The sequence below is a fragment of the Sphingosinicellaceae bacterium genome, assembly GCA_019285715.1.
Taxonomy (GTDB): Bacteria; Pseudomonadota; Alphaproteobacteria; order Sphingomonadales; family Sphingomonadaceae; genus Glacieibacterium.
In genome coordinates, this window is record CP079108.1 from 1,361,326 (window position 1) to 1,377,186 (window position 15,861).

The following is a 15,861-nucleotide window of genomic DNA, read 5'->3' on the forward strand; positions in this document are numbered from 1 at the left end:
TTGCTAGCGTCCCGAGTGGCGCTTCGCCAAGACGATGCCGGCGAGGTTCTGCGACCGCTTGATGCGTCGGACGCGGACCCTGACAAAGCTCGAGCGCAGGCTTTCGAACGGTGCGCGATGGGCCTCGAATTCATCGGCCCGCCATTTCACCGTGCCGTTCACCCGGTCAATGACGGTCGCCGAGTCACCGAGCAACTGCAGGTCCGTTGCGCCGAGCCGGGCCGCCACACGCAGCGCATGGTTCACCGCCAGCCACTCCGCGTCATTGTTCGAGCCGAAACGGAGATCAGATTCGAAATACGTGACGCCGAGCGCGACGACGGCAACTTCGATCCTGCCCGGGTTAGGCCGGCAACCGCCGTCAAAAAACAGCTTCATACACGGAAGATCCTCAAACTTTTTGGCTCCGCTCATCTCGGGACATCAAGGCGAGGAGCGCGTTTTCAGCCAGGTCTTTCTGCAGAAATTTGAGATCCTGCCGTATCTGCTGCCACCGCGAATTCGTCTGCACTGGCAGACCCGGTGGATGCATTATGGCCATGCCGCTGACGGATTGACGATACCGGCTCACCGTTGGCATGAGCATCCGACGTTCAAAGGAATTCGCCGCGAGCGCGCTCAATCAAACGATCATGCTGCCTCAGATCCCGAGGCGGTCCTCGTCGGTATAGACCTCGAACTTCGTCAGCGTTGCGAAACCGAACGTCGTCGTCAGGGCGACATCGGTTGCATCGCGACCGCGGGCCATCAGGATGCGACCCTTGCGCGGCCGGTTGTGCCGGGCATCGAACACATACCACCTGCCACCAAGGTACGCTTCGAACCACGCCGAGAAGTCCATGTCGCCAACGATCGCCGGCAGGTCCATGTCGCCCATGTAGCCGGTGCAGTAGCGCGCCGGGATATTCATGCAGCGGCATAGCGTTATCGCGAGATGGGCAAAGTCGCGGCAGACGCCTTCACGTTCCTGATGTGCGTCCCAGGCCGATTTGCTCGGGCGCGCCTTGGTGTAGTCGAAGCGGATGCGGTCGTGGGTGTAGTCGAGGATCGCCTGGATCCGCGCCCAACCCGGTGCCACGCCGCCGAACAAGGTCCATGCCGCGTCCGACAGCCGGTCGGTCTCGCAGTAGCGACTGCTGAGCAGGTAGACGAGTACGTCGTCCGGCAGTTCTTCTATCGGCGACTGCGTGGCACCGGGCGCGACGAGATCGGCCTCGAACGGGTCCTCGATGACGAAGCCGCAATTGATGGCGATGCCACCGGCGGGCATCGTCAGCCGGGTACAGACGTTGCCGAACCGATCGACGTAATCATACAGCGGCACGTCGGGCGTCGTCATGATCCGTTGCGCCGTACGCAAGTCGCGGTTGCGCGAGGCGTGGACGCTGAGATTGGCCAGCATCGGCACCTGCTGCTCGGCGGAGAAGGCGATGGTGAAGCCGGCACGGATCAGCATTCGTTTTCCTTGTTTAGCGAGAGCGACGCGGCCTTTGGGACGCTCGTGTACGCCATCGCTCGAACCAGCGCGATAATGCGAGTGGCGCTTCAAATCGCCCCCAAACTGACCTCGACGCAGGATCCGGAGCGTCGCCCGGGATAGAGTTTTGCGCGATGGACGGACGGTGGAGACGTCACCGATGACAATCCGCAAGCCCCGAAACAGCGGTAAAAATCCCGCCAGGGCCTGCTTGGTTGCAGATAACCCCGGGACTGTGGACGGGTTAGTGCGCGACGCAGTCCTGAGCCAACCGGTCTCGCTGTAGATTGCGCTGATAATGGCGGATTTACAGCGAAATTTGCCGCATAGGGGGCAACGCTGCTCACTAGCATCGGAAGCCAGGGTTTAATCTTAGCAAGTAAACTTGGAGTTTCGCTACGCTGCGGACAGCGGAATTACACCTGTTAACAGCGGAATGATGACCGTTAGCAGCCGAACCTCGCGCTATCCCTGGACGCGTTAAATTGACCGGTCGCAACTGATCGCGGTTCGTCAGCTGCTCATACGTCTGAGAGTTTTCCGGCAAGCGCCCTGGCTTCATCATGAGAGCACCGCGGGCCTACAATGCTATCTTCAGCTCGCTAATGCAGAAAGACGATACTGTTGACAAAGACTTAGATTAAAATAGCAAATTCTCCCTTGCACTTGTGCATTCCAGCTTTCTCGGATAAGGTTTGATTGTTCGCAGCATGGGGACAAGTCCTTCGAGCAGTTCTGAACAGGCACCGCCCACATCCGGTCGACATTTGTGCCTTAATGACTGTTTTCGAAGGAAGATGCCGTGCATACTGATATTTCGACTTTCCGCCATCGCGTACGACCGATGTTGCAACCCGTTGCAGCGGCGTCCGTGGTCGCTCCGCCAGCGGCGCCCGCTGGATCAAACTGGCGCCTTGGCGGTCCGCCGCTGCAGATTTCGTATCGGCGGGTCGATGCGCTGACCTTGCCGGCGCGCCTGGTTCGAGCCCACAAGCCAAAGCAGGTGACGCAGGTTGCCGCAAGCATTGCAGAATTCGGGTTCATCGAGCCGATCCTAGTCGACGCGAAGGGTGTCGTGGTAGCGTGCGTCTGCAGTCTGCTGGCGGCGCGCGAGCTGGGGGTATGATCGAGGTCTCGACGATCTGTATCGATCATTTAAGCGAGGCACAGCGGCGCGCTTATGCAATCGCCGCTAATCGGCTGGCCGAGCTGTCCGGCTGGGATGACGCGCTGCTGCGCCTCGAGCTCGGCGAGCTCGCGGTCCTCGATCTCGACTTCACGATTGAGCTTGCCGGTTTCGCGACCGCCGAGATCGAGGCCATCGTGCTTGCGCCAGCCCTAGATGCCCCCGACCCTGCCGACGTTGTCCCCGAACTCTCTGCTATGCCGTCAGTTGTCGACCTCGGCGACTGCTGCCATTAGGCAAATCCGGTTTGAGCGGATCTTGCTTGAGCGCCTTGGTGAACAAGGCGGCGACATTACCTGAGGTCCGGTCGGAATTGGGATTCTGGCCACGATCGCCAGCGGCGTAATCTGCAGTTGTCAAATTGTCTCTGAGCACCTTCGCCGCCGCGATTCGCGCAGCAATACCTGGTAAATTCACGGTCACGGCCATATACTTCAAAAAGAGGGAATTAAAGCAGGCGCGACCGTGTCGGTTTATTAGATACCGCGATTGAGACAGAGACTTGCACAAAAAACTGTGATACGCCATCATTTAAACTCGAATGATAATAAATAGCGCTGGCCTTGGCCCTTTACAGATTTAGCTTTTTATCCTGACACAAGTGATTGACCGACGGTCGTTGGGGGTCGCGACTTATCGACTGGTCCTTAATCCGCACAGCTTTTGTCGATCTGGAGCCAGGAGTTGTCTATCCTTCTAATGGTCTCTCCCGCCAAAAATGGTCTTTCGCTTTGCGGCCTGGGAACGGCGTAAACTGGTCGAGAGCAGCCGCCAGCTTCGAGACCGTGCTGACGTATATCCGGATGCTTGGCTGCGCATTCTCGAAACCCAATTTTTGGACGATCATTCATGTGATAAGCGCGGCAACCATGCGCCCTAAGTTAGCAGTACGGTTGTAAACTGAGCGAGCTCGAAACAATGCTTCATCTGTCGCTGAGGCGATGCTGCATGAACGTCGGTTACCGTCCAGGCATAAGGGTAAGGCTTACGAGGACTGGCATTGCGAGGAGGACGAGAGGGTACTGCAACAGCAGCCCGGCGATGATGGCGATCGCCAGTGGTTGCTGGATGCCGGAGCCCTGGCCGATCGCCAGCGCGAGCGGCAGCAAGGTCAGGATGGCTGCCAGTGTCGTCATCGTTATCGGGCGCAGCCGGTTGCGGCTCGCCTCTCGGACGGCCTGCGTCGGGGTCATAGTGCGCGACAGTTCCTCGAACTCCGAGACGTAAAAGATCGCCATTTCGGTACCGATGCCGATGATCATCGTCATACCCATCAGCGCGGTGATGTTGAGGTCGACGCCCGCCAGCCACAGCGCGGTGAACACCGCCGTCGTCGACAGCAAGGAGCAGCCGATGATGATCACCGGCAGCCAGAAGCGGCGGTAGAGGATCAACAGCAGCACGAACTCGCCGACCAGCGCCGCCCCGAAAACCTTGGTCAGGCCGGCGAAGGCGACCTGCTGCTGCGCATACAGTCCGCCCATCTCGTAGCGGATGCCGGGCGACAGGACACCGGGCCGGTCGAGCGCGGCCGTGACATCGCCGGCCGCAGCGCCGAGCCCGCGCCCGATGATCCGGGCGGTGACGGCGATCATCGGCTCGAGGTTCTCGCGGCTGATCTGCGGCTGCCCGGCAACCGACGTCACCTCGGCGACCCGCGACAACGGAAAGACATGGCCGTCGGCGGCGCGGATCGGCAGCTGCGCCAGTTCGGCCTCGGTCATCGACTGCGCATCCGGCAGGCGGACGCGCACATCGACCGCCTTGGTGGGCTGCGGCAGCGAGGTCGCGACCGCCCCGGTCAGCGCATCGTTGAGCATGGACTGGACGTCGGCGGGGGTGACGCCCTCGACACCGGCGCGGATCGGGTCGACGCGGACGTTGAGCGCATCGCCGGCGAGCTGGACCCCGTCCTTGACCTCGGCGACACCGTCGATCTTGCCGATCAGCGCGGCGACCTTCTCGGCCTCGGGCCGCAGCAGCGAGGCATCGGCGGCATACAGCTTGACCTCGATCGGCTGGGGTACCGAGGTCAAGTCGCCGATCAGGTCTTCCATCAACTGCGCGACCTCAATCTCGACGCCGGGTACGGTCGCCAGGATGCGGTCGCGGATGTCGGCGGCGACGTCCTCGGTCGGCTGGCCGTGGTTGGTCTTTAGCCGGACGAAATAATCGCCGTGGTAGCTTTGCCCGAGGTCGCCGCCGAGACCGGTGCCGAGCCGCCGCGAGAAGGTCTCGACCGCGGGATCGGTATGGAGCATCGCGTCGATCTGGCCGACCTGCCGGCTGGTTTCGTCGAGCGACGTTCCCGGCGGCGTGTAATAATCCATGATGAAGCCGCCCTCGTCGACCTTGGGCATGAACCCGGTCTCGACCTTCGAGTAGCCGACGTAGCCGACGGCAAGCAGCGGCACGAGGATGACCAGCAGCAGCCACGGCCGACGGGCGACGCCGTTTAGTGCGCGGTCATGGTTGCGCCCCAGCCAGCCTTCGCCGGCAGCGCCCGGGTCGTGCCACTTGCCGAAGTCGACCAAGCGGCGGACCAGCACCGGCACGACGAAAGCGGTCATTGCCCACGAGATCGCCAGCGCCGCCGCCATCGTGATCGACAGCGCCTTCGAGAAAGCGCCGGTCACGCCGGTGAGGAACGACAGCGGCAGGAAAACGATCAGCGTCGCCAGGCTGGAGCCGGTAAGCGGTGCCATGAACTCGCGCGCCGCGGGCAGCACGGCGGCGTCCCCGAACGGCTTGCCGTCCGCATCGAGGGCACCGGCGCGGCGCGCAATATGCTCGACCATGACGATGACGTCGTCGATCAGCAGGCCGACCGCGGCCGCAATGCCGCCGAGCGTCATGATGTTGAAACTCATTCCGAGCAGGCTGAGCACCAGCATTGTCGTTGCCAGCGTCGCCGGCACGACGATCACCGCGATCAGCGTCACCCGCCAGCTGCGCAGGAAGAACAGCAGCACCGCGGCGGCGAGGAACAGGCCGATCAGTACCGCGTCGCGGACACTGGCGACCGACTGGGTGACCAGCTGGCTCTGGTCGTACCAGTTGACTAGCCGCACGCCCGGCGGGAGCCCGAAGCCGGCAAGCTTGGCCTCGACGGCGCGCGCGATCTGGACCGCGTTGCCGTCGGGCTGCTCGTAGATGTTGAACAACACCGCCGGCTTGCCGTCCTCGACGATGCGCTGCCACTGCGGCAGCACCCCGTCCTGGACCGTCGCGACGTCGCGAACGCGGACGATACCGGCGGGGTCAGAGCGCACGACGATGTCGCCGACCTGCGCCGCATCGGTGACACTGCGGTCGACGAGCACCAGCGACAGCCGGCCGCGGTCCTGCACCTGCCCGACCGCGCTGAGCACGTTGCCGTTGCGGATCGCCGTTGCGACATCGGCGATGGCGAGGCCGTAGTCGGCGAGCCGGTGCGGATCCGCCAGCACCTCGACCTCCGCGGTGTCACCGCCCTGGACCCCGACGCGGGCCAGCCCCGGGATCGCCGAAAGCAGCGGCGTGATCTGGTAGCGCGCCAGGTCCTGTACCGCGACCGGCGGCAGCGTGTCGGAGACTAGGGCATAGGAGATGATTGGGAACACCGTCGGGTCCATGCGGCGGACGTCGTAGGCGGTGCCGGGCGGCAGCGTGCCGGTGACGCGCGCCACGGCAGTTTCGACGAGCAGCGTGCTCGCCACCATGTCGCGGCCCCAGCCGAAGTCGATCGAGATCTGCGCCGACCCGCGCGACGTGTTGGATCGTACGTCCTGGACGCCGGGAATGGCGCGGATCGCCTCCTCGACCGGGCGGGTGATGAGCAGCGCGGTCTGGTCGGCGGGGCGGCTGCCGGCATCGAGGTCGACGACGACGCGCGGGAACGCGACCTGCGGGAACAGGCCGATCGGCAGCGACAACGCGGCGACGACACCGGCGAGAGCCAGTGCCAGCGCGATCAGGATCAGCGCGCGCGATTGGCGGCCGAGCAGGCGCTCCAGCATCAGCGCTCGGCCCGCTGCCCGCCCGACCGGATCACGGCACCGTCGTCGAGCTGATAAGCTCCGGCGACGATCAACCCGCGTGCGGCGTCGAGCGGTCCTTCGACGACGTCGACCGCCTTGCCCGGCAGCAACAGCCTGACCTTCACGGCGTGCGCCTTGTTGCCGACCGCCTGAAACACGCGGACCGGGCCGTTGGCAGTGACGACGGCATCGTGCGGGACAAGCCAGCCGGAAACCGTGCCTACGGCGATTTCGGCGCGCACGCCCTCGTTCGGCAGCAGGCTTCCGGCCGGGACCGCGATATCGACGTCGATCATCCGGGTCTTGGGGTTGAGCAGGCCGTCGATGCGGATGACGCGTCCCGAAACCTGGGCGCCGCCGGTCAACCGCTCGACGGTCGCGCGCTGGCCGAGCCGGACGCGGCCGGCATCCGACGCGCCGATCCCGGCGGTGGCGATGATGCTGCTGTCCCGCGCGACGGTGACCAGCGGCGCGCCGGGCTGGGTGCGGTCGCCCGGCGCGACAGAAACGACCGTCACGACACCGGCGAACGGCGCGTCCAGCGTATTTTGCGCGCTGCCGGCACCGTCGCGCTGCAGAGCAGCGAGGGCGGCCTGCGCATCGCTGACCGCCTTGTCGGCCTGGGTCAGCTGGTCGCGGGTGGCGAGCTGCTGGCCGAGCAACTGCGCGGTCGTCGCCCGCTGCTGCTGCGCCGCGGCCAGCGTGGTCCGCGCCTGTTTATAGCTGCTCAGGACACTGGGGGCGGTGGCGAAAACGAGCAACGCCTGCCCGCCCCGGACGCGGGCCCCGGCGGTCACGGCGAGGCGGGTCACCTGGCCCGGCTGGGCGACGCTGACCGTCTGCGACCCGTTGCCGGACGGACCGGCGCTGCCGTACGCGGTTAGCCATTCGGGCGCGGCCCCCCGCACCGCGGGCTGCAGGGTGACAAGGACGCTCGGCGGCGGGGCGGGAGCCGGGGTCGAGTTGCCGCAACCCGCGAGCAGGAGCAGTGCCGCAGATGGGAGCCCGGTTTTCATGTCGGCGTTCGCTCGTTGACCGCCGGCAGGGTCTCGACCGTCGGCAGGTCGGCACCGACCAGCGTCTGCAGCGCGACCTGACGGTCGAGCAAGCCAAGCTCCAGCGTCATGATTTCCTGCTCCTTGGCGTAGCGGTTGGTGACGAGGTCGACATAGCTGCGTTCGTCGAGGATCGAGGCACCGAAGGCGTTGGCGGCGCGCGTCGCGGCAACGCGCGCGGCGGGCAGGTCGCGGCGGACCACCGCCAGCTGGCCTTGCAGCTGCTGCATCTCCGCGAGCAGGGCACCGACCTGACCGACGGTGGCGGCGAGCCGCGCCGCATATTCGGCATGGAGCTGTGCCCTTGTGGCGTTGGCGATCGCGACATTGCCCTGGTTGCGGTCGAAAATCGGCAGGCCGACCGTCACCGAGGGGCCGCCGTTGATGACCCGGCTGTTGTCGCTGCTGCTCGTCGCGCCGAGGATGAGGTCGGGAAACTGCGCCAGGACGGCGACCCGCACCGCCTCGTCCTGCGCCGCGTAGCCGAGCCGCAGCGCGAGTAGGTCCGGCCGGCGGTAGGCCAACCCGGGCAGGCTGGCCGCGATCGCCGCCGGGTCGAACGGCGGCAGCACCGGTTGGGCGGCGAGCGGCACGACGACCTCGGGGGCGATGCCGAGCAAGGCGTTGAGCTGGTGCCGGAGGGCGAGCTGGCGCTGTTCGAAGGCGTCGAGGCTCGACCGTCCGGCCTGCAGCGCCACCAATGTCGGCGCGGCGGTAACCAGCGTCGCATTGCCTGCCGCGAGCGCTTGTTGAAGCACGATGTTGCGGCGCGACAGCAAGTCGAACGACTCCGTCAGCAGCGGCCGACTGCGCTCACCGGCGATCAGGTCGACGGCAATCTGCCGCGCCTGGCCCGCGACCTGCCACTCCTGCCACAGCAGGTCGGCATAAACCTGCCGGGTCGCGAAGTTCGCACCGCGCTGACGGGCGCGATAGGTGACCAGCGCCTTGACGTCCTGGGTGATGCCGATGCTCCACGCCGTGACATTGCCGACCCCCGATAGCAATGGCAGGACCGCCGCGCCGAGCGACGGATTGGGCAGGATGCCGGACTGCAGCAACTGCGCCTGCGCGACGCCGCGCCGGGCCCGAAGCGCGCGCAGGTCGGGATTGTTCGCGACGGCGAGCGCAGTCACCTGCGCGACCGAAAGCAGCGCACCGGAAACAGCGCTCTCCGGCGTTGGCACGGCAGACGAAAGCGCCGGCACCGGATCGAGCGGCAGCGCCGCATAATGCGCACAACCCGACAGTGCCGTAGCGACCGCGAGGAGCAGCGCCTGTCGTGGTCCCCGGATGCCGGGTCTGGCTGTCGGCATCGTGGTGCTTTCGATTAGCGCCTGACCGGTATGCGAACCTCGGGTCGCGAAATCCATCCCGGTGTAGCCGGTTGCGCGCAACAACCTTGGTCGCGCTTCACCCGCAAGTTGGGAATTGCCAACTTGCCGGGACGGTGCCGGGACTCGTGTATGGGTTTCCGCGGCGACGGAGGCCGCCGGCGATGAAGCTGCTGCTGCTGGAAGACGACGAGCTGACGCGGATGCATGTGCTGCGGACGCTGGTCGCGGCCGGGCATGTAGTCGATGCGTGCGGGACCGGCGAGGCCGCGCACGCCCTGGCGACGACCAACGAGTACGCGGTCCTGATTCTCGACCGCATGGTGCCCGGCATCGATGGCCTGTCGCTCCTCAAGCAGTTGCGCAGCGCCGGCGTCGCGACCCCGGCGATAATGCTCACCGCGATGGACGGCATCAGCGACCGCGTCGAAGGGCTCGAGGGGGGTGCGGACGACTATCTCGTCAAGCCGTTCGCCGCGACCGAACTGGTGGCGCGGGTCGCGGCGCTGGCGCGGCGGTCGCCGACCGTCGAGCCACTGACGGTGCTGCGCGTCGGCAGCCTCGAGCTCGACCTGCTCAAGCGCGCCGTTACCCGCGACGGACGCCGCATCGAGCTGCAGGCGCAGGAGATGAAGCTGCTCGAATACCTGATGCGGCACACCGGCGAGGTCGTCACCAGGACGATGATGCTCGAGAACATCTGGTCGTTCCACTTCGATCCGCAGACCAATCTCATCGAAAGCCACATGAGCCGGCTGCGCGCCAAGATCGACCGCGGCTTCGACGGCAACCTCATCCAGACGGTTCGGGGGGCGGGGTACCGCATCGAAGAACCGGCCGCGTGAACCAGCCGAGTATCTTCAACAGCGGCGCCTTTCGCTTCGCCGTGGTGATTGCGGCGATGTTCGCGATCGGCTCGCTGGTGCTCGTGCTCGTCGTCGACCGCTCGATGCGCGCCTATGCCGCCGAGGCCGCGGCGGTCGGACTCAAGGCCGAGACGGCAATCCTGGCGGGTGAGTTCGACGAAGGCGGCCGGCGCGAACTTGCCGCGACGATCGAACGCCGCCAACGCTCGGGCGACGAGCAGCCGTTCCGCTACCTGCTGCTCGACGCCGCCGGCGCACGACTTGCCGGCGACCTGCCGACGGCGAGCGCGCGCACCGGACGCGGCCGGCTGAGCTTTGCCGACGATGCCGCGACCCCCAGTGCGCAGCCCGATCAGGAAGTCCTGCAAAGTCTCGGCACGCGGCTGTCCGACGGTTCCCTGCTGCTCGTCGCCACCGATACCTTTGACATCGAGGTGCTGCGCGCCCGCGTTGTGGCTTTTGCAGGCTGGTCGGGCGCGGCGCTCACCGTCCTTGTTCTGGTCGGGGGCTATCTGGTCGGCCGACTGTTCTTGCGGCGGCTGGCTGGCGTCAACGCGGCGGTCGGGCGGATCATGGCCGGCGGCCTGTCGGAACGCCTGCCGTCGATCGGCATGAGCCCGGAGTTCGACCATCTCTCGACCAACTTGAACCTGATGCTCGACCGCATCGCGCGGCTGATGGAGGGCATGCGGCAGGTCTCGACGGACATCGCGCACGATTTGCGAACGCCGCTGACCCGCCTGCGCCAGCAACTCGAGCATCTGCGCAGTGCGCGCTCCCTCGACGAGTACGAGACCGGCACCGACCTTGCGCTGCACCAGACCGACGAGATCCTCGACATCTTTCGCGCCCTGCTGCGCATCGGCGCGCTGGAGGCGGGCGACGGACAGCGGCTACTGACCGGCGTCGACCTCAGCGACGTGCTGTCCCGCGTCGGCCAGGCCTATCTGCCCGCCGCCGAGGATGCCGGCCATGCGCTGGTCATGGATGTCGCGCCCGACCTGACCGTGACGGGCGATTCCGCCTTGCTGGCGCAACTGTTCACCAACCTGATCGAAAACGCCCTTGCCCACACCCCAGCCGGGTCGCGCATCGTCTTGTCGCTCGCGCGTGATGGTGATCACGCCGTCGCCGCTGTTGCCGACAATGGTCCCGGGGTACCGGCCGAAGCCCGCGCGAAGATCCTGACGCGCTTCTATCGCCTCGACAGCAGCCGCCATGCCCCTGGCGCCGGTCTTGGACTGGCGCTGGTTGCCGCGATCGCCACGCTCCATGACGCGGCATTGCGCATCGAAGACAACGCGCCCGGCTTGCGGGTCATCATGCGCTTTCCAGCGTCTGCTGTTCGATAAAGCCGTGTCGGGCGTCTTCGAAACATGCACCCGCTGCCGAGCCAGCGTGTCGACCGGCAGGGTTTGCTAACATTAGGAATAACCAATCTATTTCGGAGCTGGATTCGTAACATAACTGTCTCGGTCGCTCCCTACCGCCGGCACTTCCGAGTGCAGAGGTGGTCATGTCTAACTCAAAGCTGTTCAGTATTGTTCTGGTCGCCGCCGCCTATCCAGTCGTCCCGGCCAGCGCCCAGACCGCGCCGGTCCAGCTCGCCGACAACAACGTCGCGGGTGGGGAGATCATCGTCACCGCCCGGCGCCGCTCGGAAACGGCGCGCGAAGAGCAGCGACTGGCGCCGAACCTGGTCGACATCCAGGCGGCCGAGGAGATCGTCAAATACCCCGACTTCAACGCGGCTGAATCGCTGGGCCGCGTCCCGGGTGTCAGCCTCGCGATCGACACCGGCGAGGGCCGCTTCGTGAACATCCGCGGCATCGACGGCAATTTGAACGGCGCGACGTTCGGCGGCGTCGTCCTGCTCAACACCCAGCCCGGTGGCACCTACTTCGGTGGCGGCGGACGGGCGGTGGAGCTCGACACCATCCCGATCGGCGCGGTCGACCGGCTGATCGTTCGCAAGACCGGCATGCCCGACCAAGAAGCCGAAGGCCTCGGCGGTTCGGTCGAACTCAGCCCGCGCACCGCGTCGGGCATCAAGAAATCATTCGTCGATCTGACGTTCGGCGGCGGCTACCAGCCCGCGCATGACAGCGGCAAGGTCTACCGCCTCGACGGTGCCGCCGCGACGCGCTTCGGGCCCGACAAGTCGTTGGGTATCGTGCTGTACGGCTCCTACCATGAGGATCACCGCGGCTTCGACGATCTGGAGGCGGGTTACGTCGATGCGCAGGGCGACGGCGTACCCGACAAGGCCTTCGACTCCGCCGACCTCCGCCGCTACAACTACAACCGCCGCCGCTTCGGCTTCGGTGGCGAACTGTCGTACGATCCCTCGCCCGAGAACCACTTCTACCTGCGCGCCACCGACGCCGGCTACACCGAGTCCGTCAACCGCCAACTGCTGAACTATCAGAACCTCGGCGACCCGGGAGCGAACGCCAGCCTGATCGATCCGGCCAATCCGAACGGCTTCATCGCGCCGAATGCCAATGCCCGGCTGACGCTGCGCGACGAACAGGAAACCCATCTCAACTTCGTCGCGGCGGCAGGTGGCCGCAACGATCTCGGCGCGGTCATCATCGACTACCAGGTCGCCTACACCAGCGCGACCTATCACCGGGATTACGACCGCAACAGAACTTTCAGCCGCGCCGGAGCACCGTTCAGCGTCGCCTACGACAACATCACCAACCCCGACTTTCCGTCGATCGTGCCGACCGGTTTCAACCCGAACGACCCGGGCCAGTTCACCCTGAGCCGCTTCAACAACGCGACCGAGCGTGCCCATGACCGCGAGTATTCGGGCGTTATCGACGTCACGGTGCCGATCAAGCTGATCGCTGAAGACGAGACCATCAAGTTCGGTGGCAAGCTGCGCCTGCGCGACAAGATCGATGCACCGCACAACTTCAACTACGCCCCGCCGCCGATCGCGCTGACGTCGGTGCTGGGAGCCGGGCCGTTTGGTTTCTACGACGACCACTACGCGATCGGCTACAACGCCGACGCGGTCGCCGTGCGGTCGGGGCTCGCCGGCACGGCCGCGACCCCGAACCTGGCGCGAGACAACAGCGCCTTCTTCAATGACACCGAGAACGTCTATGCGGGCTACGGCGAATACAACGCGACGTTCGGCAAGTTCACGGTTCTCGCCGGTGTTCGCGTCGAGGTCACCGACGCGACCTATCGCGGCATCACCGACACGATCGGCGCCGATGGCAACGACAACTTCACGCCGTCATCGCGCAAGTCGAAATACACCGACTTCTTCCCGACCGTGCAGGGCCGCTATGAATTCGCGCCGAACCTGATCGCGAGGGCGACTTACTCGACGGGAATCGGCCGCCCGGGGTTCCTGCAGCTCAATGCGGGCGCGACGGTCGATGCCGGCAATCTAGCGGTATCGGTCGGCAACCCGTCGCTGAAGCCGACGACGGTCAACGCCTTCGACGGCGCCATCGAATATTACCTGCCCAATTCGGGCATCCTGTCGGTCGGCGTGTTCGACAAGGAATTCAAGGACTACACTCTGGCGCGGGTGTTGCGCACCTCCGCCTATCCGGGCCTCGAGGGCGAGATCGTCACGGTCAATTCCTACAGCAACATTGCCAGCTCGCACGCGCGCGGCGTCGAGGCCGCGTACACCCAGAAGTTCGACCACCTGCCGGCTCCGTTCGATGGCCTCGGCTTCACCGGCAACGTCACGTATGTCGACTCACGGATCGAGATTCGACCGGGCGAATTCTCGCTTTTGCCCGGCACTTCCAAGCTCACGTGGAACGTCGGCGGCTTCTACGAGGCACACGGAGTTCAGGTCCGCATCGCCGCGCAACGCGTCAGCGCCGCGATCTTCGGCGTCGGCGGCAGCGCCGGTGCCGACGTGTTCCAGGACGCCCGGCTGACCGCCGACCTGACCTCGAGCTACCAGGTGACGCGCAACGTCCAGGTCTATTTCAACGCTCGCAACCTGCTCAACACGCCCCTGCGCTATTACGAGGGCACCCCCAATCGACCGATCCAGCGCGAGTTCTACGACGTCAGCTATGAGGGCGGCGTTCGCCTGCAGTTCTGAAAGGCCCGACATGATGCACAAGACCGTGACCACCCTCGCCATGCTGTCGCTTGCTTCGGTAGCGCTCGGCGCAATGACCGTTCAGAAGCGCATCGCCGGCGCCGACGGCGGCTGGGATTATGCCAGCGTCGATGCCGGCAGCAACCGCCTGTTCGTGGCGCGCACCGACGGGGTCATGACGGTCGACCTGGCGACCGGCGCGGTCACGCCGCAACTCGTGGCAACGGGGCGAACCCACGCGGCATTCGTCATCCCGGGGACGTCGACCGGCGTCGTCACCAGCACCGTCGCCGGCGGCGCGCTGCTGTTCGACGCGGTCACCGGAGCGGTCGCCGCCACCATCAAGACCGGCGCCAAGCCCGACGCCGCGCTCTACGATCCGGCAACGCGAATGGTCTATGTCATGGACAACAGCGGGGGGACCGTTTCGATTATCGATCCGAAGGCCGCCGCGCTGGTCGGGACGATCATGGTCGGCGGTGCGCTCGAGTTCGCCGCTCTCGACGGACACGGCCACTTGTTCGTCAACGTCGAGGACAGGAACGAGCTGGTGATGATCGATCTCGCGACGCGCAAGGTCATGCGCCGCACCGCGCTGACCGGCTGTGACGAGCCCAGCGGCCTTGCTACGACAAAGGGTGGGGTGTTGATCTCGGCCTGCGCCAACGGCGTCGCAAAGACCATCGACGCGCGGTCGGGGCGCTTGCTCGCCGATATCACGATCGGCTTGCACCCGGATGCCGTGATGTACGACGCAGCCCGCGACCGCGCCTATATCCCCTCGGGCGGCGACGGCACGCTGACGGTGATCGATACGACCGGCAAGTCAACGCCACGCGCGGTCGCCGTGGTAGCGACGCAGAAGGGATCGCGAACCGGCGCGGTAGATCCTGCTACCGGCACCGTTTACCTACCAGGCGCGCGCTTCGCCGCAGCCGTCGGCTCGGAACGTCCCAAGGCAGTGCCTGGCAGCTTCGAAGTCTTGGCCGTACGGCCGTGAGCACGAGGTTCGCTTAAGCCAGCGGATGCGATGACCTGCACTGCTGTAATTTAGAATGGCAGCAGCAGGGCGGTAGTGACCCAGACGCGGGTAACCCAGCGGTACTTTGTGTCTTGCCAACTTTGGCGATTTGCTCAGTTCACAGCGCTTGCAATCTTCGATCATAAGGACATTGCCTAATGTCGCCGTCGCGTAGTTTCCAACTTGAGGTACGCGGATGACCAAGTTCTGGGCTTGGATCACGGATCCGCTTAATTTGACGTATTCGTGGCGTTGGCCAGCGGCCTCCGTTTCGTCTGACGCGATGTCGTCGCGCCACGGCTTTTGGGAATTCGGTTCAGCAGGTCGTGGAGTAACGGATTGCCACCGCCGACCGGGTACCGCGATTAATGCCCGCGATAATGCTGTCGTCGGGCCAGCCGGCGGGTTCCCGGTGGAGGTTGGGCGGCTGGCGTAAGCGTTGCGCCAAGCCGCCCAAGATCGTCGAAGATTTGGAAATCAAGAGCTAGCGTGCGGCATTACTTGTGTGCAACAATCTGCAAGCGACTAATTTTGGCCGCGGAGAAGAGCTCGCCCGCCTTGTCGATGAACTCCTGTCTGGCTTCGCCGTTTAGATGGGCTTCGCGAGCAGCTTCGTCTCCGAACGTGTCGAATACACGATAGGCCCCCGGTTCACCTTCGATCTTCGCGGCGTGCCATGTCAGGGTTCCAGGCTCGCCTTTCACCAGCGACGCTTCTTTCGTGAGAAACGTTTCAACCTCTGCTTCCTTTCCAGGCTTTGCCTTCATCTCGACCAGTAATGCGAACTTAGCCATTTTTTATTCCTTTGGTTGGCAT

General features: G+C 65.2%; 12 protein-coding genes. 6 read left to right on the forward strand and 6 right to left on the reverse strand.

Annotated features, from left to right (window positions below; translation table 11 throughout):
• Nucleotides 1-3 precede the first annotated feature (3 nt).
• Complete coding sequence (locus KX816_06285; protein ID QXQ08426.1) at nt 4-378, reverse strand: reverse transcriptase-like protein; 375 nt, start codon at nt 376-378, stop codon at nt 4-6.
• A 262-nt stretch (nt 379-640) separates the two neighbouring features.
• Nucleotides 641-1,456, reverse strand: coding sequence for a transglutaminase family protein (locus KX816_06290; protein QXQ07625.1), 816 nt, complete (start codon nt 1,454-1,456; stop codon nt 641-643).
• An 865-nt stretch (nt 1,457-2,321) separates the two neighbouring features.
• Between KX816_06290 and KX816_06295 the strand changes: the two genes are divergently transcribed.
• Nucleotides 2,322-2,603 carry a hypothetical protein gene (locus KX816_06295; GenBank protein ID QXQ07626.1) on the forward strand — a complete coding sequence of 94 codons (282 nt, stop codon included), beginning with the start codon at nt 2,322-2,324 and terminating at the stop codon, nt 2,601-2,603.
• On the forward strand, nt 2,600-2,899 hold the full coding sequence (locus tag KX816_06300) for a hypothetical protein (protein QXQ07627.1): 300 nt from the start codon (nt 2,600-2,602) through the stop codon (nt 2,897-2,899). Before KX816_06295 ends, KX816_06300 begins: the two co-directional genes overlap by 4 nt.
• 723 nt (nt 2,900-3,622) lie before the next feature.
• Here the strand turns inward: KX816_06300 and KX816_06305 are convergent.
• Genes KX816_06305 through KX816_06315 form a run of 3 tightly spaced genes read right to left on the reverse strand, consistent with a single transcriptional unit; the run spans nt 3,623 to nt 9,053 of the window.
• Nucleotides 3,623-6,661, reverse strand: a complete 3,039-nt coding sequence (locus KX816_06305) for an efflux RND transporter permease subunit (GenBank protein ID QXQ07628.1) — start codon at nt 6,659-6,661, stop codon at nt 3,623-3,625.
• Nucleotides 6,661-7,698, reverse strand: a complete 1,038-nt coding sequence (locus KX816_06310; GenBank protein QXQ07629.1) for an efflux RND transporter periplasmic adaptor subunit — start codon at nt 7,696-7,698, stop codon at nt 6,661-6,663. The genes KX816_06305 and KX816_06310 overlap by 1 nt, the downstream gene beginning before the upstream one ends.
• Complete coding sequence (locus tag KX816_06315; GenBank protein ID QXQ07630.1) at nt 7,695-9,053, reverse strand: TolC family protein; 1,359 nt, start codon at nt 9,051-9,053, stop codon at nt 7,695-7,697. The genes KX816_06310 and KX816_06315 overlap by 4 nt, the downstream gene beginning before the upstream one ends.
• Before the next feature lie 182 nt (nt 9,054-9,235).
• Here KX816_06315 and KX816_06320 point away from each other — a divergent pair, with 182 nt between their 5' ends.
• The 4 genes from KX816_06320 to KX816_06335 all read left to right on the forward strand — a co-directional run bounded on the left by KX816_06320 (nt 9,236) and on the right by KX816_06335 (nt 15,024).
• Nucleotides 9,236-9,916 (forward strand): response regulator transcription factor, encoded by a 681-nt coding sequence (locus KX816_06320; GenBank protein QXQ07631.1) that lies wholly within the window; start codon nt 9,236-9,238, stop codon nt 9,914-9,916.
• The gene (locus KX816_06325; GenBank protein QXQ07632.1) at nt 9,913-11,289 is read left to right on the forward strand and encodes a HAMP domain-containing histidine kinase; all 1,377 of its coding nucleotides are present in this window, start codon (nt 9,913-9,915) and stop codon (nt 11,287-11,289) included. Before KX816_06320 ends, KX816_06325 begins: the two co-directional genes overlap by 4 nt.
• A gap of 164 nt (nt 11,290-11,453) precedes the next feature.
• Nucleotides 11,454-14,024, forward strand: a complete 2,571-nt coding sequence (locus KX816_06330) for a TonB-dependent receptor (protein ID QXQ07633.1) — start codon at nt 11,454-11,456, stop codon at nt 14,022-14,024.
• Between the two features lie 10 nt (nt 14,025-14,034).
• Nucleotides 14,035-15,024, forward strand: a complete 990-nt coding sequence (locus KX816_06335) for a YncE family protein (GenBank protein ID QXQ07634.1) — start codon at nt 14,035-14,037, stop codon at nt 15,022-15,024.
• 518 nt (nt 15,025-15,542) lie between these two features.
• Here KX816_06335 and KX816_06340 read toward each other — a convergent pair.
• Nucleotides 15,543-15,839, reverse strand: a complete 297-nt coding sequence (locus KX816_06340) for an antibiotic biosynthesis monooxygenase (protein ID QXQ07635.1) — start codon at nt 15,837-15,839, stop codon at nt 15,543-15,545.
• Nucleotides 15,840-15,861: the final 22 nt, after the last annotated feature.

Coding starts and splice junctions, on each gene's coding strand:
- KX816_06285 (QXQ08426.1), bottom strand. CDS start 378: ATGAAGCTGTTTTTTGACGGCGGTTGCCGGCCTAACCCGGGCAGGATC.
- KX816_06290 (QXQ07625.1), bottom strand. CDS start 1,456: ATGCTGATCCGTGCCGGCTTCACCATCGCCTTCTCCGCCGAGCAGCAG.
- KX816_06295 (QXQ07626.1), top strand. CDS start 2,322: ATGTTGCAACCCGTTGCAGCGGCGTCCGTGGTCGCTCCGCCAGCGGCG.
- KX816_06300 (QXQ07627.1), top strand. CDS start 2,600: ATGATCGAGGTCTCGACGATCTGTATCGATCATTTAAGCGAGGCACAG.
- KX816_06305 (QXQ07628.1), bottom strand. CDS start 6,661: ATGCTGGAGCGCCTGCTCGGCCGCCAATCGCGCGCGCTGATCCTGATC.
- KX816_06310 (QXQ07629.1), bottom strand. CDS start 7,698: ATGAAAACCGGGCTCCCATCTGCGGCACTGCTCCTGCTCGCGGGTTGC.
- KX816_06315 (QXQ07630.1), bottom strand. CDS start 9,053: ATGCCGACAGCCAGACCCGGCATCCGGGGACCACGACAGGCGCTGCTC.
- KX816_06320 (QXQ07631.1), top strand. CDS start 9,236: ATGAAGCTGCTGCTGCTGGAAGACGACGAGCTGACGCGGATGCATGTG.
- KX816_06330 (QXQ07633.1), top strand. CDS start 11,454: ATGTCTAACTCAAAGCTGTTCAGTATTGTTCTGGTCGCCGCCGCCTAT.
- KX816_06335 (QXQ07634.1), top strand. CDS start 14,035: ATGATGCACAAGACCGTGACCACCCTCGCCATGCTGTCGCTTGCTTCG.
- KX816_06340 (QXQ07635.1), bottom strand. CDS start 15,839: ATGGCTAAGTTCGCATTACTGGTCGAGATGAAGGCAAAGCCTGGAAAG.